At 74.7% G+C, this 20,676-nt stretch carries 21 protein-coding genes; 4 read left to right on the top strand and 17 right to left on the bottom strand.

The annotated features are described in order from the left end of the window. Positions 1 to 62: 62 nt before the first annotated feature. From HQQ85_RS04985 to HQQ85_RS04970, 4 genes are all read right to left on the bottom strand, one after another. The gene (locus HQQ85_RS04985) at positions 63 to 1,283 is read right to left on the bottom strand and encodes an MFS transporter (protein WP_173181361.1); all 1,221 of its coding nucleotides are present in this window, start codon (positions 1,281 to 1,283) and stop codon (positions 63 to 65) included. After that, on the bottom strand, positions 1,280 to 2,557 hold the full coding sequence (locus HQQ85_RS04980; RefSeq protein ID WP_173181360.1) for an FAD-dependent oxidoreductase: 1,278 nt from the start codon (positions 2,555 to 2,557) through the stop codon (positions 1,280 to 1,282). Before HQQ85_RS04980 ends, HQQ85_RS04985 begins: the two co-directional genes overlap by 4 nt. A 27-nt stretch (positions 2,558 to 2,584) precedes the next feature. Next, complete coding sequence (locus tag HQQ85_RS04975; protein WP_173181359.1) at positions 2,585 to 3,748, bottom strand: helix-turn-helix domain-containing protein; 1,164 nt, start codon at positions 3,746 to 3,748, stop codon at positions 2,585 to 2,587. Positions 3,749 to 3,815: 67 nt separating this feature from the next. After that, positions 3,816 to 4,166, bottom strand: a complete 351-nt coding sequence (locus HQQ85_RS04970) for a UBP-type zinc finger domain-containing protein (RefSeq protein ID WP_173181358.1) — start codon at positions 4,164 to 4,166, stop codon at positions 3,816 to 3,818. Between the two features lie 181 nt (positions 4,167 to 4,347). On the opposite strand from HQQ85_RS04970, the gene HQQ85_RS04965 reads away from it, so the two are divergent. From HQQ85_RS04965 to HQQ85_RS04955, 3 genes are all read left to right on the top strand, one after another. Further along, on the top strand, positions 4,348 to 4,803 hold the full coding sequence (locus HQQ85_RS04965; RefSeq protein WP_173181357.1) for a DUF3817 domain-containing protein: 456 nt from the start codon (positions 4,348 to 4,350) through the stop codon (positions 4,801 to 4,803). A 125-nt stretch (positions 4,804 to 4,928) separates the two neighbouring features. Further along, positions 4,929 to 6,461, top strand: coding sequence for a serine/threonine-protein kinase (locus HQQ85_RS20730; protein WP_254069112.1), 1,533 nt, complete (start codon positions 4,929 to 4,931; stop codon positions 6,459 to 6,461). After that, the gene (locus tag HQQ85_RS04955; protein WP_173181356.1) at positions 6,451 to 6,975 is read left to right on the top strand and encodes an SRPBCC family protein; all 525 of its coding nucleotides are present in this window, start codon (positions 6,451 to 6,453) and stop codon (positions 6,973 to 6,975) included. The genes HQQ85_RS20730 and HQQ85_RS04955 overlap by 11 nt, the downstream gene beginning before the upstream one ends. A gap of 36 nt (positions 6,976 to 7,011) precedes the next feature. On the opposite strand, the gene HQQ85_RS04950 is transcribed toward HQQ85_RS04955, so the two are convergent. From HQQ85_RS04950 to HQQ85_RS04925, 6 genes are all read right to left on the bottom strand, one after another. Beyond that, positions 7,012 to 7,341, bottom strand: a complete 330-nt coding sequence (locus tag HQQ85_RS04950; protein ID WP_173181355.1) for an ATP-dependent DNA ligase — start codon at positions 7,339 to 7,341, stop codon at positions 7,012 to 7,014. A gap of 70 nt (positions 7,342 to 7,411) precedes the next feature. Further along, positions 7,412 to 8,215: a sigma-70 family RNA polymerase sigma factor gene (locus tag HQQ85_RS04945; protein ID WP_173181354.1), complete on the bottom strand. Its 804-nt coding sequence runs from the start codon at positions 8,213 to 8,215 to the stop codon at positions 7,412 to 7,414. Positions 8,216 to 8,292: 77 nt separating this feature from the next. Continuing rightward, positions 8,293 to 8,487 (bottom strand): DUF2795 domain-containing protein, encoded by a 195-nt coding sequence (locus HQQ85_RS04940; RefSeq protein ID WP_173181353.1) that lies wholly within the window; start codon positions 8,485 to 8,487, stop codon positions 8,293 to 8,295. A gap of 60 nt (positions 8,488 to 8,547) precedes the next feature. Then, positions 8,548 to 9,429: a glycosyltransferase family 2 protein gene (locus HQQ85_RS04935; RefSeq protein ID WP_173181352.1), complete on the bottom strand. Its 882-nt coding sequence runs from the start codon at positions 9,427 to 9,429 to the stop codon at positions 8,548 to 8,550. Beyond that, positions 9,426 to 11,042 (bottom strand): D-glycero-beta-D-manno-heptose 1-phosphate adenylyltransferase, encoded by a 1,617-nt coding sequence (rfaE2, locus tag HQQ85_RS04930; protein ID WP_173181351.1) that lies wholly within the window; start codon positions 11,040 to 11,042, stop codon positions 9,426 to 9,428. Before rfaE2 ends, HQQ85_RS04935 begins: the two co-directional genes overlap by 4 nt. Next, entirely contained in the window at positions 11,039 to 12,514 is a 1,476-nt protein-coding gene (locus HQQ85_RS04925; protein WP_173181350.1) for an aldehyde dehydrogenase, read from the bottom strand. The genes rfaE2 and HQQ85_RS04925 overlap by 4 nt, the downstream gene beginning before the upstream one ends. A 210-nt stretch (positions 12,515 to 12,724) precedes the next feature. On the opposite strand from HQQ85_RS04925, the gene HQQ85_RS04920 reads away from it, so the two are divergent. Beyond that, positions 12,725 to 13,891, top strand: coding sequence for a glycosyltransferase family 9 protein (locus tag HQQ85_RS04920; protein ID WP_254069110.1), 1,167 nt, complete (start codon positions 12,725 to 12,727; stop codon positions 13,889 to 13,891). Between the two features lie 68 nt (positions 13,892 to 13,959). Here HQQ85_RS04920 and HQQ85_RS04915 read toward each other — a convergent pair whose 3' ends face one another. The 7 genes from HQQ85_RS04915 to HQQ85_RS04885 all read right to left on the bottom strand — a co-directional run bounded on the left by HQQ85_RS04915 (position 13,960) and on the right by HQQ85_RS04885 (position 20,674). Further along, the gene (locus HQQ85_RS04915; RefSeq protein WP_173181349.1) at positions 13,960 to 14,658 is read right to left on the bottom strand and encodes an SDR family oxidoreductase; all 699 of its coding nucleotides are present in this window, start codon (positions 14,656 to 14,658) and stop codon (positions 13,960 to 13,962) included. Between the two features lie 72 nt (positions 14,659 to 14,730). After that, complete coding sequence (locus tag HQQ85_RS04910; protein WP_173181348.1) at positions 14,731 to 16,158, bottom strand: PfkB family carbohydrate kinase; 1,428 nt, start codon at positions 16,156 to 16,158, stop codon at positions 14,731 to 14,733. After that, a complete protein-coding gene (locus HQQ85_RS04905) occupies positions 16,155 to 16,814 on the bottom strand; it encodes an SIS domain-containing protein (protein WP_254069108.1) in 660 nt (219 codons plus the stop codon). The genes HQQ85_RS04910 and HQQ85_RS04905 overlap by 4 nt, the downstream gene beginning before the upstream one ends. Further along, complete coding sequence (locus HQQ85_RS04900) at positions 16,811 to 18,061, bottom strand: glycosyltransferase (RefSeq protein WP_173181347.1); 1,251 nt, start codon at positions 18,059 to 18,061, stop codon at positions 16,811 to 16,813. The genes HQQ85_RS04905 and HQQ85_RS04900 overlap by 4 nt, the downstream gene beginning before the upstream one ends. Beyond that, complete coding sequence (locus HQQ85_RS04895) at positions 18,058 to 19,047, bottom strand: glycosyltransferase (RefSeq protein ID WP_173181346.1); 990 nt, start codon at positions 19,045 to 19,047, stop codon at positions 18,058 to 18,060. Before HQQ85_RS04895 ends, HQQ85_RS04900 begins: the two co-directional genes overlap by 4 nt. After that, positions 19,044 to 20,114 (bottom strand): glycosyltransferase family 9 protein, encoded by a 1,071-nt coding sequence (locus tag HQQ85_RS04890; protein WP_173181723.1) that lies wholly within the window; start codon positions 20,112 to 20,114, stop codon positions 19,044 to 19,046. The genes HQQ85_RS04895 and HQQ85_RS04890 overlap by 4 nt, the downstream gene beginning before the upstream one ends. After that, positions 20,114 to 20,674 (bottom strand): HAD-IIIA family hydrolase, encoded by a 561-nt coding sequence (locus HQQ85_RS04885; protein WP_173181345.1) that lies wholly within the window; start codon positions 20,672 to 20,674, stop codon positions 20,114 to 20,116. Before HQQ85_RS04885 ends, HQQ85_RS04890 begins: the two co-directional genes overlap by 1 nt. Positions 20,675 to 20,676 lie beyond the last annotated feature (2 nt).

Here is a 20,676-nt window from a genome sequence, read left to right as displayed (position 1 = left end):
CGCACGGGCCGAAGCCCTACCGCACCGCACCGCCCGGTGCCCCCACCGCACGGTCCGAAGCCCTACCGCACCGCCCGCCGCCGCATCAGCACCGTCGCCACCGTCGTCGCCACGAGCACCAGCCCCACGAACACCACCAGCGCCACGATCGCCGGCACGAACGCCAGCGCCGCCCCCACCCCGAGCGCCGGCACCGCGAGCCCGGCGTACGCGATCAGGAACACCAGCGCCAGCGTCTCGCCGCGCCGCTTCGGGTCGGCGAGCCCGATGGCGGTGCCGAGCGCCCCCTTGAACAGCAGCCCCACTCCGAGCCCCGCCACCACGCCGCCGATCAGGAACAGCGCCAGCGCGGGCAGCAGCGCTCCGGCCGCGACGAGCACGAGGCCGGTCGTGCAGCCGAGGAGGGCGATGGTGAGCTGGGTGCGCATCCGGAGCTTCACCAGGGCCAGCTGACCGAGGGCCGCGGCGGCGAAGACCGAGAACGAGACGGCGCCGGCCAGCAGGTGGTCGGGGGAGTCGAAGGTGACCACCAGGAAGGTCGGCGCGAGCGACGAGAACAGCCCGAACACGGCGAAGCCCGAGAAGGCGCCGAACGCGGCCACGGCGAAGGCCCGGCCCGACCCCGCCGGCACCGAGAGGCGCTGCGGCCGGTACCGGGGGCGGTCGTCGCCGGTGGGCACGTCGACCGTCTCGGGCACGAGCAGCAGGGCGAGGGCCGCGACGATCAGCACGACGAGGAACACCAGGTGCGGCAGCATCAGCGGGTCGGGCAGGAACTCGGCGAACAGCCCGCCGATGAGGGGGCCGAGGGCCAGCCCGCCCAGGTTGGCCGCGCCCGACACCGAGGCCGCCACGATCGTGTTCTCGTCGGGCTTCGCCCTGGCCCGCAGCTCGCCGAGGTGGGCGGTGGCCGTCGCGGTCAGGATGCCGATGCTCGCCCCGTTCACGAAGCGCGCGACCAGCAGCCCCGGCACCTCGGTGAAGAACAGGAACAGCACGGCCGACAGCGCCGAGACGAGCACGGCAACGAGGAGCACGCGGCGTCGCCCGAGCCAGTCGCTGACGTGACCGGCGAGGTACAGGCTCACCATCACGCCCACGGCGTAGGCGGCGAAGATCATCGTGACGACGAACGGCGGGAAGCCGTCGCGCTGCTCGTAGAGCGGATAGAGCGGTGTCGGCACGGTCGAGTAGGCCATCACCAGCAGGAAGGTGACCGCGACGATCCAGAAGGCGGGCCCGTGCGAGACCGAGAAGCGGCGGGGCGCAGGGGAAAGGCTCATCCGAAGGTCTCCGAGAGGTAGCGGTGCACGAAGGTGACGGCCATCGCGCCCTCGCCGACGGCCGACGCGACGCGCTTCACCGAATTCTGCCGCACGTCGCCGGCGGCGAACGACCCCGGCACGCTCGTCTCGAGGAAGAACGGGTGCCGCTCGAGGGGCCAGACGCCGAGGTCCGCGGCACTGAGGTCGGGCCCGGTGACCAGGTAGCCGAGCCGGTCGCGCACGATCGGCGTGCCGGCCGCCCACGCCGTGTCGGGCGCGCCGCCGATGCAGACGAAGACCCGCGAGGCGGCAACCTCCTCGCTCGCGCCGGTGCGGCTGTCCTCGAGAGTCAGCCCGGTCAGGGCGTCGTCGCCGTGCAGAGCGGTGATGCGGGTGTCGAGACGGATGTCGACGTTCGGCTGCGCCATCACCCGCGTCGCGAGGTAGCTGGAGAGCGTGGCGCTGAGATCCGCACCGCGCACGAGCATCGTCACGCGGGCGGCGTGGGCGGCGAGGTTCATCACGGCCTGGCCGGCGGAGTTCCCGCCGCCCACCACGAAGACCTGCTCTCCCGCGCACTCCGGCGCCTCGCTGGTGCCGGCGCCGTAGTAGAGGCCGAGGCCGAGCAGCTCGTCCTCCCGGTCGAGGCCGAGACGCCGCCACTCCACGCCGGTGGCGCAGATGTTGGACCGGGCGACGAGGGTGCTGCCGTCGGCGAGCCGGGCGTGGATGCGGCCGTCGTGGAACTCGCCCTGCACCCCGGCCCGCATCATCAGCAGCTCGGCGCCGAACTCGACGGCCTGCTGCCGCGCGCGCTCGGCGAGGTCGGCGCCCGCGATGCCGTGCGGGAAGCCGAGGTAGTTCTCGATCAGGCTGCTGCAGCCGGCCTGGCCGCCCACCGCCTCGCGCTCGACCACGACGACCCGCAGGCCCTCGGAGGCGGCGTAGACGGCGGCCGACAGACCCGCTGGGCCGGCACCGTAGATCGACAGGTCGTACTCGGCGAGCTTGGGGGCCTCGACCCAGCCGAGGCGGGTGGCGATCTCGGCGAGGCTGGGGTCGCTCAGCCGGGTGCCGTCGGGCAGGTCGACGACCGGCAGCCGCGCCCCCGCTAGGGGCACGCCGAGGATGCTGCGGCACTGCTCGTCGGTGGCGAGCGTCGTCCAGGTGAAGTCGACCACGCTGCGGGTCAGGAAGTCGCGGATCGCGTAGGCGTCGCGGCTGCGGCGCTCGCCGTACAGGTGCACGGTGCGCGGGGCTGTGCGGGGGGCGGTCCGGGTCTGCTCCGTCACGGCGGCCTCTCCTCTCGCGGGCCGGGCCTAGGCCCGGCCCGTCGCTTCCCAGAACCGGATCAGCTTGAGGCACAGGTGCAGCGTGCTGCGCTGCATGCCGTCGTCGAGCGCCGCCTTCACGACCTCCGGCATGTTCTCGAGCCGGTAGTACAGCGTCGTGCGGTGGATGTGCAGCAGTTCGCAGGCGTCCCGCACCTGACCGCAGACGTCGAGGTAGGTCTCGACGGTGGTGCGCTGCAGCGGGTCGCCCTCGACGCAGAGCCGGTGGGCGGCCGGCGAGAAGATCGCCAGCTGCCGCCGGTCGCCCACCACGGCCGACAGCATCGCCCAGGCGCCGAGTTCGCCGATGTCGGCGCCGGGGCCGAGGTGCGGCAGGGCCGAGACGATCGCGGCGGCGGTGCAGGCCTGGTCGACGGCGTTCTGCAGGTCGTCGTCGGCGCGGTCGTGGTGCGCCGAGCCGATCGCGGCGACGGCCATGCCGTAGCGCTCCGCCTCGCGGCGCACCGTCTCGTCGAGGGCCTCCCGGTCGCCGGCGCGGCCGACGACGATCAGCGCGTCGCCGCACTCGCCGAGGAAGGCGAAGCCGGGGGAGCGGAGGGCACCGAGGTGCCGGCCGAAGGCGACGCGCTCGACGTGCGAGCGGTCGGAGCCCACCATCACGGCCCGCACCACGGTGCCGGGGCCGCGCTCCAGGAAGCGCTTGGTGACCGCGTCCGAGAAGGCGCGGCGCCGCGTGGCCGGGTCGGCCGAGAGCAGGCGCCGCAGCACGGCGGGGCGGCTGGTGCCCTCGCCCGCCCCCTCGCCGTCGGCCGAGAGCAAGGCCCGCAGCAGCGACCCCGCGGCCTCGATGGCGGCGTAGTCGGCGGCGGTGAGGGGCGGCAGGTCGCCCGTGATCAGCCACAGAATGGCCACGGTGCCCGACTCGTCGCGGATCGGCACGGCCAGCCGCTCCCGCCCGCCGAACTCCTCGAGTCCGATCAGCATCGGCTGGCGGGCCGTGTTGACCTGCAGCTCGTCGAGGTAGGCCTGATAGGGCTGGGGGGTGGCGCGCTGCAGCAGGCTCACCGTGCGGATCCGGTCGATCTCGTCGCCCTGCGCGCTCGCGGCGAGCGGACGGTAGGCGAGATCGTTCACCACCACGGAGCGGCCGAGCGATTCGGCGAGTTCGTCGACGACGTCTTGGAGGTTCATGCCCTCAGGCTAGGAAACCCCCCGGGCGGGCGCGTGGCCCTTCCGCTACCACTCAGCCCGCTACCACTCAGCCGAGCAGCGACTCCCAATCGGCGGGCACACGCTCCGCCGGCCCCGGCACCGTCTGCGACACGGGGTGGCTCTGCGGGTCGGCCAGCCGCGGCCCGTCGGTGTAGTCCTCGGTCGAGTAGTCCCAGAACCAGTCCTCGCCCGGCTCGAAGCTCTGCATCACCGGATGCCCGGTCTGCCGGTAATGGGCCGTCGCATGCTTGTTCAGCGAGTCGTCGCAGCATCCCACGTGACCGCAGGCGGCGCAGCGCCGGAGGTGCAGCCACCAGCTGCCCGTCGCCTCGCACTCCACGCACCCGGTTCCACTCGGCGGCACCGAGGGATCGATCGCCTGCACCGCTTCGGCCATGACGGCTCCCTTCGTCGGCACGACGCTACGCCACCCGGCCGCCCGTGCGGAAGTCTGGGCGTCGAAGGGCCATCCGACGATCGTCGCACGCGCGCACGCTCGCACGCCCATACGCAAGCACGTACGCCCGGCACGGTCCGCGGGCCGCGGCACGGCATCGGCGCTGGCTAGGCTGGAGGGGATGTCTCCCCGCCTGCTGTACCGCGCCGTGTCCATCGCCGAAGCCGTCACCTGGACGGCCCTGATCGCCGCCATGGTGGCCCGCTACGCCGCCGGCGCCGAGGTGCCGTTCTTCTTCGCGATCGGGCTCGCGCACGGCACCGTGTTCATCGCCTTCGTCGTGACGACGGTCGTGGTCGGGCTGAACCAGCGCTGGCCGTGGTGGCTGATCGTCGTCGCCGGGCTGACGGCGGTGCCGCCCTACGGCACGCTCGTGATGGATGCCGTGCTCGAGCGCCGGCGTCGGCTCGAAGGCGGCTGGCGCACCGAGGCGGGCTCCGATCCCCGTGACCGCACGCCGATCGACCGGCTGCTGCGCTGGTTCCTGCGGCATCCGTGGATGTTCGTGGTCGTACTGCTGGTCGTCGTGGCGGTGCTCACGACGGTGGCCCTGGTGGCCGGCCCTCCGGTCGGCTGAGCGCCCGCGCATCCGCTCGCTCACCTCACCCGTACCCTGCGGAATTCCACCCTTTTAGGTCAATCGCTGTTGACCTGATCGTGGTAGGCAAGAAGGAGCGGATTCCCCCGCGGGAAGGATCGGTGATGCGCGAGCTGCTGACCGACGACGTCCCTCGCACCGGCGAGATCCTCGATGGCCGCTACCGGCTCGAGGCCACGGCCGGTGAGGGCGGAATGGCCACCGTGTACCGCGCGAACGACGAGCTGCTGGGGCGCACCGTCGCCATCAAGGTCTTCCGCCCGGGTGCAACCGAGCCCTCCGAGTCGGGCCGCACCGTCTCCGAGACGCGGGTGCTCGCCTCGCTCAACCACCACGCGCTGGTGACCCTGTTCGACGCGCGGGTGGAGGAGGGCGGCCTCAGCTACCTCGCCATGGAGTTCGTCGAGGGACCCACCCTGCGCGGCCGGCTCGCCGACGGGCCGCTGGCGCCCGCCGACGCGGCTGCGATGGCCTTCGACCTCGCCGAGGCGCTGCACGTCGTGCACGAGCGCGGCGTGGTGCACCGCGACATCAAGCCCTCCAACGTGCTGCTTCGCCCGAGCTCGACGCCGGGGCCCGCCTTCCGCGCGAAGCTCGCCGACTTCGGCATCGCCTACCTCGTCGACAGCACCCGGGTGACCCTGCCGGGCACCATCATGGGCACCGCGGCGTACCTCAGCCCCGAGCAGGTGCGCGGGGCACCGCCGGCGCCTGCGGCCGACATCTACTCGCTCGGGCTGCTGCTGATCGAGTCGCTGACCGGCCGCCGGGCGTTCCCGCAGACCGGCACGCACGAGTCGCTGATGGCTCGCGTCACCCAGACCCCCGAGATCCCGGGCGGCCTCGGCTACGGCTGGAAGTCGCTGCTCACCGCGATGACGGCACCGCGACCGGATGACCGTCCCACCGCCCTCGACGTGGCCGTCGCCGCGCGGGAGCTGCAGCTCGCGCTGCTCGTGCCCGCCACCGCCGCCTCCGACGACGACTCGCTCGCGGCGACCGGCGTGATCGAGCTGCCGGCCGCAGCGACGGCGGCCGGGATCGCGACCGCGCCGCTCGAGGCCGCGCCCCTCGTCTCCATCGCCGAGCCGCACATCGGGTCCGATCTCGAGCCGGAGCTCGACCGAACGGTGGCGATGGAGCTGCCGACCCGGCGCACGCAGCGCCGTGCCGAGCGTCGGCGCCCCAAGGTGCTCGCCCTGGCGATCGCGGTGCCTGGAGCCCTGGCGGTCGGCGTGCTCGCGGTGCTGATCGGGCTCGGGGCGGCCGGCGGTTCGGTCAGCCCGACGGCCCCTCCCGTGGTGGAGTCCTCGACTCCGGCCACCGTCGAGGAGACGCCGGCGGAGCAGACACCGGTGGAGCCGGTCACCGACTCCGGAACCGGCGGCGACACGGCGCCGGTCGTCGAGGAGCCGGCCCCGGTGGAGGAGCCCGCCCCGGTGGAGGAGCCCGCCCCGGTCGAGCCGGAGCCGGCCCCGGCGGAGGAACCCCAGCCCGGCAACGGCAACGGCAACGGCAACGGCAACGGGAACGGTAACAGCGGCCCGGGCAACAACAACGGGAACGGGAACGGCAACGGGAACGGCAACAGCGGCCCCGGCAACAACAACGGCAACGGAAACGGCAATGGCAGATAGCATCACCCCTCGGCCCCTCCGCAAGGCCACCCGCTCGATCGTGGTGAAGGCCCCGCTCTCGGCCGCCTACAAGCAGTGGGTCGACCTGGAGTCCTTCCCCGACTTCCTCGAGCCGGTGTCCTCGGTCGCGGTGACCTCCGAGACCTACAGCCACTGGGTGCTCTCGGTCGGCCGCGTCACGCGCGAGTTCGACGCCGAGATCCTCGAGCAGATCCCCGACGACCACCTCTCCTGGCGCACCATCGGTGGCGACCTCGCCTTCACCGGCCGGGCCGACTTCGCCGCCGTCGACGACGATTCGACGCGGGTGACGCTCTCGGTCTCCTGGGAGCCGCACACCGCCGCCGAGCGCGCCGCCGCGACCGTGGGCATCGACGCCAGGGTGGTCGCCTCGGCACTCCGCTCCTACGCGAAGCACCTCGCCGCGACCGGTGGCCCGAAGGGCCGCTCGCACGTGACGATCAAGTCGGTCGACCGCGACGACCCGCCGCCCGCGAACGCCGAGCACGCATAGCCCGCCTTACTACCGGGCCGTAGCGAGGCATGGCCCTCAGTCGTGCAGGTGGTCGCCCGGTGCGCCCGGCTCGTCGGGCTCCCCGACGAGCTGCAGCCCCTGGGGCGAGTTGGCGGTGAGCATCAGCGCCTCGACCCAGGCCCGGTTCACCGCTGGTTGCCGCCCGCCGTAGAACTTGAACGTCAGGGGGATGTGCGGGTGCACCCAGATCACGGTGCGGCCGTCGCCGTTGCTCGGGTCGTCCTTCCACGAGAAGAAGAACGCCTCGCCTCGGCGCAGCTTGGCGCCGATGACGAGCTGGAGGTGGGCCAGCACGCGGTCTTCGAAGTCGACCGTGAAGGTCGAGTCGTACACGATCTTTCCCATGGCCGGCAGCCTCCCTGGCTATCCACTTTCCTCCGGTCCCGGGTATTCTGCAACCGGGTGGAACTCCTGATCACGCGACCAGACGGGTGCGGGCAAGATGAGCGGATGCGCGTCCCGCCGCCCGCCAGCGCACCGACGGTCCGCGGGCGATCCGCTGGCGCAGTCCGTCCAGGGCGCGGGCGAGCAGCCGCGACACCTGCATCTGCGTGACGCCCAGCTCGGACGCGATCTCCTGCTGGGTCAGGTCCTCGAAGAAGCGCAGGTAGATGATCCGCCGCTGCTGCTCCGGGAGCTCCCGGCAGGCGTAGGCGATCGTGGCGCAGGTCTCGGCGTCGCCGATCTCGTCGCCCGCGGAGGGGATGACGTCGGAGAGCCGTACGCCCTCGTCGTCGCCCACCGCACGATCGAGCGACGCCGGGAACAGGGTCGTGCTGGAGGCGAGCGCCTCGAGCACCTCGTCGACGCCGCAGTCGAGCTCCTGGGCGAGCTCGGCGGGCCCCGGGGCCCGGCCGAGCCGCTGGGTCAGCCGGGGCACAGCCTCCCGCACGCGCCCGTGCAGCTCCTGGATGCGGCGCGGCGGCCGGATGATCCAGCCGTTGTCGCGCAGGTGCCGCTTGATCTCGCCCGCGACGGTGGGCACGGCGAACGAGGCGAAGTTCTCGCCGCGCTCCGGGTCGAAGCGCTGCGCCGCCTTCACGAGACCGACGTAGGCGACCTGCAGCAGGTCCTCGTTCTGGTTCGCTCCGGCGCTGGGCCGGAAGTACCGGCGCGCGACGGCCTGGGCCAGCGCGAGATGGCCGAGCACCAGCTGCTCGACGGCCGGCGCATCGAGGGTCGGCGAGGCCGGAGCAGGGGAGAGTCGGAGTCGTGTCATGAACTCGGTCTACGGCCGCACCGTGGGCCCGAGAACACCCTTGACTCCTTCTCCCCACTGCTCTATGAGCCCGCCGGCTACGATCCCGACAGCGCCTCGCTCACCGCGGTCGGCGCGTCGTACTCCCGGTCGGGCAGCCCGCGCAGCGCCTCGAGCACGGTGTCGTCGGCTCCGGACTCCTCGGCCTTCGCCACGATGTCGTCCTTCGAGGCGGGGTAGTCGAGACCGCCGAGGTGCTTCTGCACCTGGATCGGGTTGGGGGTGTCGGACATGGTGTCTCCTTCTCTCATCTGTTCTGTCATCACTCGGGGTCTGTCATCACTCCGGGGCGGTCATCCCTCGGGGTCGGCGGGCGCGAAGACCACGTCGAACAGGTCGACCGGCCGGTGCGGGATGGTCGTCGGCGCCTCGAGGTGCACGGCGCCCGACGGCAGCACGCCCGCCCCGCCCCAGTGCTCCATCACCCGCCACTCCGCCGCGACGTCCTCGCCGGAGTGCACCGGTGGGGCGTCGCGCCAGAAGTCGAAGCCCCCGGCCTCCCGCAGCCGGGCGGTGTCGTAGAGCACGCAGCCGCCCAGCCAGGTGATCCGGTAGAGCACGATGTCCTCGTCGTCCAGATCCAGGTCGGCGGCCAGGTGGGCGAGGTTCGCCGCGTTGTGCAGCGAGAGGCGGTCGAAGCCCACGGCCCCGCGCCGCATGGTCTCCGGATGCACGGCCCCCCGCCACGGCTCGAACGACGCCCGCTCGTGCGGTCGCGCATCCGCCAGGTACGACAGCCCCTGCGGTGCGGCACCGACGAACCCGGCACCGCTCGCCCGGAGCGCCCCGTGCAGCCGCGCCAGCTGGCCCGGCTCGAGCCAGACGTCGTCGTCGAGGAAGAGGGCGGCCGGCGCCCGGGCGGCGTCGAGGAGGAACTGCCGCTGCTCCGCCATGCCGCGCCGTGGGACGTGGTGCTCGAGCCGCACCGGGCGTCCCTGCGCGGCGAGCACCCGCACCATCGCCTGCACGGCCGGCGCCCGCGCGGAGCCGAAGTCGTCGGACTGGTCGCTGACCACCACGCCGAACGGCGGGTCGTCCTGGGCGGCGAGCCCGGCGAGGGTCACCGCGAGCTCGGCCACGCGGCCGACCGTCGGGATGAGCACGTCGATCTCGGGGACGGGTGGTTCCGCCGGCCGGCCCCAGCGCGCCGAGCCCCGGCGGCTGCCGCCGCTCACGAGGGCACCGCCGGGCCGGTGCCGGTGCGGATGCGGTCGACCAAGGCCGTCGTGGAGTGCTCCGGAACGTAGTCGAGCATCACCACCTGGCCGCCGTAGGCCCGCACGAGGGCGGCCTCCTCGAGCATCTCGGGGGTGTAGTCGCCGCCCTTGGCGTAGACGTCGGGATGCACGGCCTCGAGCAGCGCCGCCGGGGTGTCCTCCGAGAAGGCGACGACGTGGTCGACGCTGCCGAGCGCGGCGAGCACGGCCGCCCGGTCGGCGAGCGGATTGACCGGCCGGCCCTCGCCCTTCAGCCGGCGCACCGAGTCGTCGTCGTTCAGCGCGACGACGAGCACATCGCCGCGCTGGGCGGCCTGACGCAGGTAGCTGGTGTGCCCCCGGTGCAGCACGTCGAAGCAGCCGTTGGTGAAGACGATGCGCCGCCCGGCGGCCCGATCGGCCGCCAGTGCCCGCACGAGACCGCTCGCGTCCAGCAGCTCGGGCGAGCTGCGGGCGACCGAGCGCTCGAGCTCTTCGGAGTCGCAGACCGAGGTGCCGTACTGCTGCACCACGATGTCCGCGGCCGCCTGGGCGAGGTCGGTGGCCAGGGCGAGCGGTGCGCCGCAGACGACGGCCAGAGTCAGGGCCGCCGCGAAGGTGTCGCCGGCACCGGAGGCCTGCTGCTCGAGGCTCGGCCGGGCGGTCGTGCGGTGCACGGGCGCGCCGGGCTGGAGCAGCACGGCGCCGTCGCGGTCGAGGGTCGCGACGACCGCCCCGGCGCCGGAGGCGGCGAGCAGCTCCGCGGCCAGCGCGGTCGCCGCCGCCGGCCGGTCGGAATCGGGGTCGCCGAGGGCGCGCAGCTGCTCGGCGGACTCCGGCCGCCGTCCTGCTCCCGCCAGGGCGCGCACGGCCTCGGCGGCGTTCGGCGTGACGACGTCGGCACCGAGACCGGCCCAGGCCGCGATGTCGTGGGCGTCGACGACCGTGATCGCGGGGCGGCTGTCGCGACCGACGAGGGCCGAGCGCACACGGTCGCCGAGAAGGCCCGTTCCGTAGTCGCAGACGATCTCGGCCTCGGCGCCGGAGCGCGCATCCGTCGCCGCCCGCACGGCCGCCACGAATCGTTCGTGCACCTCGGGCGTCGGCGGCGGGGCGTGCCGGTCACTGCGCACGATGATCTGGTCGCTGCCAACCACCCGGGTCTTCGTCGTGGTGGTGGCGCCCGGATGCTCGATCAGCCCGCTCGTGTCGACACCCGCCTGCTGCAGCAGGAGTGCGAGTTCCCGCCCCGCCTCGTCGTCGCCCACGACGGTCACCAGCCGCACCCGGGCGCCGAGGGCCGCGAGGTTGACGGCGGTGTTCGCCGCCCCACCCGGGCAGGAGCGGGTCTCGTCGACATCGACCACGGGCACGGGGGCCTCACGACTCATCCGCCGGGCGGGGCCGCGCCACCACCGGTCGAGGATGACCTCGCCCACCACCGTCACCCGCGGCGCGCGAGCCCGGATGAGGGCCGGCAGCTCGGCGAGGGCGAGCCCGGGCCCGACGCCGTGCCCGACCCCGTGTCCGACTCCCGCCCCGGCCCCGACTCCAGACCCGACCCCCGCCCCGCGCTCGGCCGCGGTCGTCATCGCGGCGTCCCGATGTGCACGACCTTCGTCAGGGTGAGTTCGTCGAGCAGTCCGGGGCCGTAGCCGAAGCCGCTTCCGCTCGCCTTGCGCGGCTCGGCGGATCCTCCGGGGGCGCCGCCGAACACGTCGTTGACCTTGACCGTGCCGACGGTGAGCTGCTCGGCCGCCTGCTGCGCGTGCTCCATCGACGGCGTCAGCACCACGGCCGAGAGCCCGTAGCGGTCGTCGTCGGCCAGCCGCAGGCCCTCGGCGAAGGAGCGCACGACCTGAATCGGGGCCACCGGACCGAAGGTCTCCTCCTGCATCACCGTCATGCCCGGGCGGCAGCCCGTCAGCACGGTGGCCGGGTAGAACGAGCCGGGGCCGGCCGGCACCTCGCCGCCCACCAGGGCCGTCGCGCCGCCCTGCACGGCGTCGGCGACCTGCTCGTGCACGGCCTGCCGCATCCGCTCGTCGACCAGGGGACCGAGAGCGCCCGAGCGGTTCAGCTCGCCCGCCCGCTCGACCAGTGCCGCCACGAACGGTTCGGCGACGGCCTGGTGCACGTAGATGCGCTCCACGGCGGTGCAGAGCTGGCCGGTGTTCGTGAAGGCGCCGATGGCGGCCTGCTCGGCGGCCCAGCGCGGGTCGACGCCCTCGTCGACGATCAGGGCGTCGTTGCCGCCGTTCTCGCGCACGACGTGGGCTCCGGTCAGGGCGGCGGCGCGGGCGATCCGCTCCCCGGTGGCGCTCGATCCCACGTGGGCCACGGTCGAGACGGCCGGATGCGCGATCAGCCGCGCCCCGGTCGAGCCGTCGCCCGACACCGACACCAGCACGTCGCGGGGGAACGCCGAGGCCAGCACCTCCCCGAGCCGGCTGCCGAGGTGCGGGCACCGCTCGCTCGGCTTGTGCACCACGGTGTTGCCGGTCACCAGTGCGGCGCCGATCAGACCGACGGCGACCGCCACCGGATCGTTCCACGGGGTGAGCACCGCGACGACGCCCCGGGGCTCGGGCACCGTGTAGTCGATGGCGCCCGATCCGCCGCGCAGGGTGCGGCCGGTGTGCAGCGGGCCGAGCTCGGCGTACTGCACGAGCGTCGACACCGCGGCCCGCACCCCTTCGAGCGCCTGCTCGAGCGGGCGGCCCGTCTCGCGGTGGTTCAGTTCGGCCAGCTCGAGCTCGCTCTCGGCGAGCAGTTCCGCGGCGTTCGCCAGCGTGCGCCCCCGGTCGGCGGGGGAGATGCGGCGCCAGCCCGGCAGGGCGGCCGCCACCCGGTCGACGGCAGCCGTCAGCTCATCGTCGGTGGTGAAGTCGACCCAGCCGACGAGGGCACCGGTGCGCGGGTCGGTGATGGCGACCTCGCCGCCGGGTGCGGCTGATCCGGGTGCGGCTGATCCGGCGGCAGCTGATCCGGCGGCGGCCGATCCGGCGGCCCGTGCCGTGGCCGGCGTCGTGGGCGGGGTGATGGTGTCGCTGTCGAACTGCATGCGTCCTCCTCGGTGCCGCGGGGGCCGACGCCGCACGGGCTGGTGCCGCGCGGAGCCGTCTCGGTGCCGCGCGGTGCGATGCCTGCGGCGCGGTCACCCGTGCTGTACCCAGCGAGGCCGCCGCTTACACACCCGGTGCGGCATCCGATGTTTCCCGCGGGGCTCTCCGGGGCACTCAGGGGGAACAGCACGAGGAAACGAGGATGCCGGATGACGATGACCCTGACCGACCTGCCGGGACAGACACCGGGCCCCGCGCTGGCCCCGCTCCGGGAGCGCTTCGACGGCATCCGCCGCATCGCCGTGCTGCGGGGAGGCGGCCTCGGCGACCTGCTGTTCGCCATGCCCGCCGTCGACGCGCTCGCTGCGGCCTATCCCGACGCCCGCATCACCCTGCTCGGCACCCCGCTGCACAAGGCCCTGCTCGAAGGGCGCCCGGGCCCGGTCGACGGGGTCGAGCTGCTGCCCGCGGCCCGCGGGGTGCACGGCGCCGACGACGCGGGCGATCCGCTCGCGACCGCCCGGTTCCACGACCGGATGCGCGCCGAGGGCTTCGACCTGGCGGTGCAGCTGCACGGCGGAGGCCGCTACTCCAACCCCTTCCTGCTGGCCCTCGGGGCCCGGCACACGGTCGGCACCATGACGGGTGACGCCGCGCCGCTGGAGCGCACCGTGCCGTACCTCTACTACCAGCACGAGGTGGTGCGGTGGCTCGAGACGGTGGCGCAGGCGGGCGCCGCGCCGGTGACGATGGAGCCCGTCATCCGGGTGCTCGACGAGGAGCGGCGGCGCGGCGAGGAGCTGCTCGGCGGGGGCCGGGGCGACAGCGCATTCCGGGGGGTCGTGGTCGTGCATCCGGGAGCCACCGACCCGCGCCGCCGCTGGCCCGCCGAGTCGTTCGCCGAGCTCGCCCGGCGCGCCCTCAACGACGACCACCGGGTCGTGGTGGTGGGCGACGCGAGCGACGTGCCGACGGCCGAGCGCATCGTGGCCCTGGCCGGGGGCGAGCGGATGCGCGGCCGACTCGTCTCGCTCGCCGGAGCGCTGACCCTGCCCGAGCTCGTCGGGGTGCTGGCGTCGGCCGACGTGCTGGTCGGCAACGACAGCGGACCGCGGCACCTCGCCCAGGCGGTCGGAACGCCGACCGTGTCGGTCTACTGGGTGGGCAACCTGATCAACGGCGGGCCGCTGACCCGACGGGAGCACCGCGTGCATCTCTCGTGGACGACGGCCTGCCCCGTCTGCGGTCAGGACTCGCGGCAGCCGGGCTGGACGGCCGAGCGCTGCGAGCACGACGACTCGTTCGTCGCCGAGGTCGAGGTCGGGCCGGTCTTCGACGACGTGCGCCAGGTGCTGGCGCTCGGCCGCCGCCGCTGAGCACGGGGCCGGCCGCACCACGGCCGGCCCCCGTGCCGCTGCCCGTCACGGCCCGATGGGCCGGCTCGTCACGGCCAGGACGGCTCCTCCTCGTGCGCGATCACGAGCTCGCGCACCTCGCAGCCCTCCGGCTGCTGCAGGGCGAACAGCACCGCGTTCGCGACGTTCGCCGGGTCGTTCAACTTCGCGTCGGCGCCCGGTCGGTACTGGTCGGGCCGGTCGTCGAAGAAGCGGGTCTGCATGCCGGCCGGGATGAGCGTGGTGACGCCGATCTCGCCCCGGGTCTCGGCGGCGAGGGCGCGGCTGAAGCCGAGCACGCCGAACTTCGAGGCGCAGTAGGCGGTGGCGTCGCTGACCGCGCGCAGGGCGAGCGAGGACGCCACCGTGACGACCCGGCCGTGCCGCTCGGTGAGGGACGGCAGGGCGGCGCGCACCACGGCGACCGTACCGAGGAGGTTCACCCCGATCACCCGCTCCCACTCCGCGGCTTCGACGTCGAGCAGCCGGCCGCAGCGATCGATCCCGGCCGCCGTCACGACGGCGTCGAGCGGGCCGAGGCGCTCGACGAGCTCGCGGACGGTCTGCTCGACGGCCCGCGTGTCGGACACGTCGGCCTGCACCGCCTCGTGGCCCTCGACCCGGCTCACGTCGAGGTCGAGCACGACGGGGGTGCCGCCCGCGGCGGCCACCGCGTCGGCGACGGCCGCCCCGAGGCCGGAGGCCCCTCCGGTGATCAGCACGCGTCCGAGTGGTCGTCGTTCGGTCATGGTGTTCCTTTCGTCGGTGCTGCGGCTGCAGCCGTGGTGCGGAGAGAGTGGAAACAGGACGCGGGAGGCGCGTCAGCCGACCTTCGCGAGCGCGGAGGCCAGCCGGGTGGTCGAACGGCCGGGGTGGTAGGGCACGGTGACGGTCTGCCCGCCCCATTCCGCGAGCACCGCCGTCTCGGGCAGGGCCGCCGCGACGTAGTCGCCGCCCTTCACCCAGAGCTCGGGCTCGAGTCGGCGGATCACCTGCTCCGGGGTGTCCTCGTCGAAGACGAGCACGGCGTCGACGCACTCGAGCGCGGACAGCAGCGCCACGCGGTCGTCCTGGCTCATGATCGGCCGGTCGGCGCCCTTCAGCCGGCGCACCGAGTCGTCGGAGTTGAGGCACACGATCAGGCAGTCGCCGAGGGCGCGCGCCGCTGCGAGGGTGCGGGCGTGCCCCGCGTGCAGCAGGTCGAAGCAGCCGCCCGTCGCCACGACGGTGCCGCCCGCGGCCCTGACCCGGGCAGCCACGGCGACGGCCTCACGGCCCCCGCCGACGAGCACCGCCGGTTCGGCCCGCTCCCCGCGATCGGCGGCGCTGCGCAGCCCGGCGACGCCGCCGGAGGCCAGGAAGGCGGCCGCCTCGTCGATGGCACGCTGCACCGCATCGGGGAGGGGGAATCGCTCGCCGAGGCTCCGGGCGAGCGTGGCCGCGAAGCGGTCGCCCGCGCCGCAGGGGTCGAGGGTCTCGACTCGAGGGGCCGGCACGACCAGCGGCCCCGACCCCGCCCGGTGCAGCAGGGCGCCCTCGTGGCCGAGCGTGACGACGACCGTCTGGGCGCCCCAACTCCCGGCCAGCGCCGAGGCCGCGCGGGCTGCTCCGGCGATGCCGTGGCCCGACGCTCCCGACAGAGCGAGCGCCTCGCTCAGATTGGGCGTGACGACGGCGGTGCCCGGAACCGGCTCGGTGCCGGCCGGGTGCGGGTCCCAGATCACGGGCACGACGGCGGCCCGCTGCGCGAGTGCTTCCCTGAGGGCCGGCACGGCCGTGAGACCGCGGCCGTAGTCGGCCACGACGATCACCTCGGCGGCGGCCACGGCGGCGAGCATCTGCTCGGTCACGACGGGGGCCGGCGGGGGATCGCAGCCCTCGTCGAGCCGCGCGACCGCGTGCCCGTCGGTGCGCACCCGGGTCTTCACCGGCGTCGGGGCGCCGGAGGGGCCGGCGACGAGACGGATGCCCGCCCGCTCCTCGAGCAGCGACCGCAGCTCCCCGGCGCCCTCGTCGTCCCCGAGCGCCGTGACGAGCTCGACCCGGAGGCCGCCCCTCTGACCGCCGCCGTCACCGCGAACGCCGCCGCCGTCGCCCGCGAGCATGGCCGCGACGAGGCCGGCGCCGCCCGCCCGCGCCCGCCGGTCGGTGACGCCGACGACGGGCACCGGAGCATCCGGGCTCAGCTTCGTGGTGCGGCCGTCGAGGTCGACGTCGAGCAGCACGTCGCCCACCACGGTGACGATCACGACGACCGCCCGGCAGTGGCGATGGCGTGGTCGAACACCCGGCAGAGCAGGTGGATCGCCACGAGCTGCGCCTCCTGCACGCTCGCCGCCGTGCCCGGAAGGGCGAGTGACTCCGCACTCGCCCGGGTGAGCGGGTTCGGCCCCTCGCCCGTGAGCGCCCAGGTCGCGGCGCCCGCTCGCACTCCCGCGCGGGCCGCCGCCACGAGGTTGGGGCTCCGCCCGCTGGTGGACAGCAGCACCACCACGTCGCCCGATCGGGCGTGGGCCGTGACCTGCCGGGCGAAGACCTGCTCGAAGCCGTAGTCGTTGCCGATCGCCGTGACGCTCGAGCTCTCGGCGTTCAGGGCGAGCGCCGAGAAGGGCGCTCGCTCGCCGTCGAAGCGCCCGACGATCTCGGAGGACAGGTGCTGGGCCTCCGCCGCCGATCCGCCGTTGCCCGCGACCAGCAGCCGCTGGCCGCGGCCGAGGCGGGCGGCGAGCTCGCGCCCCCAGCGCTCGATCACGGGCACCTGCGCCTCGAGCTCGGCCATCGCCCGGGCGTGGTCGTGCAGGTGCAGCCCCAGCAGCGCCCGCTCGGCGGTGCGGAGGGGCACCGAGGCGGGTGTGCGCCGCGTCGTGGTTGTCGTGGTGCTCGTGGTGCTGCTGCTCGTCGTCATAGCGTGACGCTCCCTCGGCGTGCTCTCTCGGCTGGGCGGGCCTGCCCGGCGGCCTGCCGGTAGGCGCGTTCGGTTTCCGCGGCGACCCTCGACCAGGCGTAGCGCCGCTCGGTGCGGCGGCGCCCGGCGGCTCCCAGCGCGGCGGCGAGAGCCGGGTCGTCGAGGATCGAGCCGACGGCGGCGGCGATCGCGCGGTCGTCCCGCGGGGGCACGTGCAGGCCGGTGACGCCGTCGACGACGCTGTCGATCAGGCCGCCGACCGCGGCGGCGACCAGCGGCACGCCCGACGCCATCGTCTCCAGCGGCACGATGCCGAAGGGCTCGTACCAGGGCGCGCAGACGACGACGTCGGCCGAGCGCATCATCGCGGGCAGCTCGGCCTGGCGGAGCTGCCCGCGGAAGGTCACCCGGTCGAGCACGCCGAGGCGCTCGGCGTGGGTGCGGAGCCGCCGCACGTCGGGATCCTCGAGCACCGCGTCCGGCCCGGTCGAGCCACCGACGATCACGAGCTCCACGTCGTCACGGCCCTCGGCCACGAGCCGGGCGAGCGCCGAGATCGTCGAGCCCACGCCCTTCCGGGGCACGAGCCGACCGACCGTCATGATGCGCCGGCGTCCGCCCCGCGGGGCGACCTCCCCGTCGGGCCGGAACAGCTCGACGTCGACCCCGCACGGCACCACCGAGATGCGTCCGGCAGGCACGCCCATGGCCTTCAGCTCGAAGGCCTCGTCGGAGCAGGTCGCGACGATGCGGTCGGCGCCGCGCCCCACCATCGGCTCGAGCACCGTGCGCTCGGGCGCGCTCGTGTCGTCGCGCCCCTGGTGCCGCTTCTTCACGGTGCCGAGGGCGTGGAAGGTGTGCACCACCGGCACCCCGATCCCGTCGCGGCCGGCGGCGTCGAGGGCTGCGAGCCCCGACATCCAGAAGTGGCTGTGCACGATGTCCGGCGGGTCCGATTCCCAGTGCTCCGCGAGCCGTGCGCCGAAGTCGGCCATCAGCGGCAGCAGCTCGTCCTTCGGCACGGGCTCGGCGGGGCCGGCGTCGAGGTGCACGACCTCGACGCCCGGCGTGAGCGTCACCCGCTCGGGCAGCGTCGCCGAGTCGCGCCGGGTGTACACCGTCACCTCGTGCCCGCGCTCGGCGAGGGCCGTGGACAGGGCCGCGACGTGCACGTTCTGGCCGCCCGCGTCGACCCCGCCGAGGGTGGCGAGGGGGCTGGCGTGTTCGGACACCATGGAGATCTTCACCGGGTGCTCCCTACTGTCGGTCGACCGCGCGCGAGCTCGGCGAGCACGCCCTCCCAGCGGTCGAGGAAGGTGGACAGGCTGTGGTGCTCGAGCGCGAACTCCCGGGCGACCCGGCCGCGGCGCCGGGCCTCGTCGGGGTCGGTGATGAGCAGCCGGGCCGCAGCGACCAGCTCGGCGACGTCGCTCGAGACGGCCCCCGCCTCGGGCGGCACGGCCCGGGGCACGTCGGTCGCCGCGAGCGCGACGACCGGCATACCGAGGTGCATCGCCTCCAGCAGCGAGAGCCCGAGCGAGGTCCAGCGGTTCGGGTGCAGGTAGAGCCGGCGCTCCGCGAGAGCGGGGTGCAGGAGTGCGGTCGGGAGGTCGCCGGCGGCGGTGACGAGGCCGTCGGGCAGGCCCAGGGCGCCGGGCAGCGCATCCGTCTTCATGCCGTAGACGTCGAGCGGGGCCACCGCGGCGAAGGCGGGCAGCAGGTCGGTGCCGGTCACCCGCCCGCGACGCACCGGCTCGTTGACCACCACGCCGATCCGGTCGAGGCTGCCCGTGTAGAGCGGGCCGGGGTCGGGCACGCCGTGCTCGACGACGAGGCTCGGCGCGCGGCCCGAGTCCCACATCAGGGCGTTGAAGTGGGTGACGTGCACGATCGGCACGGCGCTCTGATCGGCGAGCGGATGCACGGTCGAGGGCACCTCGCCCTTCGGGGTGTTGTGCTCCACGTACACCGCGGGCAGGTCCCGGCCCGGCCGTCGGCCGAGCAGCCGTTCGACGTGGGCCCGCTCCACCGGCCGCTGCAGGACGACGGCGTCGACCTCCGCGTCCCGGAGCTCCGCGAACGGAACCTCGACGGTCGTCGCCGGCCAGTCGCGGCCGCCCCGGCCGATGCCACCGCCCCGCTCGGCGTCGCCGGTCGGCAGCAGATAGTCGTGGCCGCCGCGCACGAAGGAGTCCATCCAGCCGCCGTGCACGTGCCACACCAGGATCCTCATCGGGCCGCCCCCGCCCGCTCGGCGAGCGGCACGAGGCGCCCGAGCGTCTCGAGCACCTCCGTCGCCGTCACGGATGCCAGGCACGGATGCCCGGGTACCGGGCACTCGACGGCCCGGGTGCCCCGGCAGGCCGCGAGCTGGTCGCCGAGCAGCTCGTGGGCGACCCGGTAGGGCGCCCAGCGCACCGCCGGCACGACGGGGGAGAACAGGCTCACCACCGGGGTGCCCACCGCGGCCGCCAGGTGCGCCGGGCCGGTGTTGCCCGTGACGACCGCCTCGGCGCCCTCGATCAGGGCGGCCAGGGCACCGAGGCCGGTGCGGCCGGCGAGATCGAGTCCCTCGCCGCCGGCGACGGCGGCGGTGAGCTCGCGCTCCCCGGCGCCCCCCGTCACCAGGGGCCGGATCCCCCGTGCGGCCAGCAGGCGCACCGTCTCGCGGTAGCGCTCTGCCGGCCAGCGCCGCGACGACGCGGTGGCTCCCGGGTGCAGCACGACGTACGGAGCCTCGGGCGCGAGAGCCTGTGCCGACGCGCGGTCCTCCGCACCGATCCGCACCGCGAGCCGCCCGTCGTCTCCCGGGAGCGGCACGAAGCCGCCCGCCGCCGCGATGGCGAGGGCGCGCTCGGGCTCGGGCAGGTCCTCGTCGAGGTCCTCCCCGGGGCGGAGGCGCACGTCGAGGAGTGCGCCGGCGTAGTCCACCGAGGCGCCGACGATGCGGGGCACCCCCGCGAGCCGCAGCTGGAGGGCGAGCGGCAGCGGCGACTGGTGGAACGAGGTCAGCAGCACGGCCACGTCGAGCGACGCACCGGCTGCGGCCTCGTCGAGCAGCCCGTCGAGCCGAGCGAGCTGCTCCCGGGTGGCGTCCGGCGGCGGGGAGGTGATCCAGGGGCAGTCCCAGGTGAGCACGCGGTCGACTCCCGGCAGCAGGGCGGCCGCGGCCTCGCCCTGGCGGCTGACGAGCATCCAGACCTCGTCGACACCGGGCGACGCGGCGACGGCCCGCACCGCGGGACCGGCCAGCAGCACGTCGCCGGCGTTGTCGAGCCGTGCGACCAGGGCGCGGCGGATCACGCGGGCACCCGATCGACGAGGGCCGTGAGCGCCAGGTCGACCGCCTCGGCGAGGTCGTTCGCCACGAGCTGTGCTGCCACGATCTCCTCGGCCCGCGTCACGGGGGTGGGCACCAGGATGCCGGTCGCCCCGGCCGCGCGGGCGGCCTCGACGTCGGCCCCGATGTCCCCGATCAGCACCACGCGGGCGGGCGGCACCCCGAGCGAACGGGCGGCGTCGACCACCATCCCGGGCGCGGGCTTCCGGCACGGGCATCCGTCGCCCGGTGCGTGCGGGCAGAGCCGCCAGACGTCCACGGGTCCGAGGAGACGCTCGACCTCGGCGTTCACGGCGTCGACCTGCTCCGCCGTCACCAGCCCCCGGGCGATCCCCGACTGGTTCGTCACGACCCCGACGGCCAGCCCCGCGTCGCGCACCCGCTGCAGCGCGGCCGCGGCGCCGACGACCGGCTCGACGCGCGACGGGTCGCCGTTGTACGGCACGTCGACCACGATCGTGCCGTCGCGGTCGAACAGCACGGCGGCCGGCCAGGCGGAGGGGGAGGCGTTGGCTTGCATGC

It is taken from the genome of Herbiconiux sp. VKM Ac-2851, from assembly GCF_013205105.1.
Taxonomy (GTDB): domain Bacteria; phylum Actinomycetota; class Actinomycetes; order Actinomycetales; family Microbacteriaceae; genus Herbiconiux; species Herbiconiux flava.
This window is presented reverse-complemented; position numbering and strand designations above follow the sequence as displayed.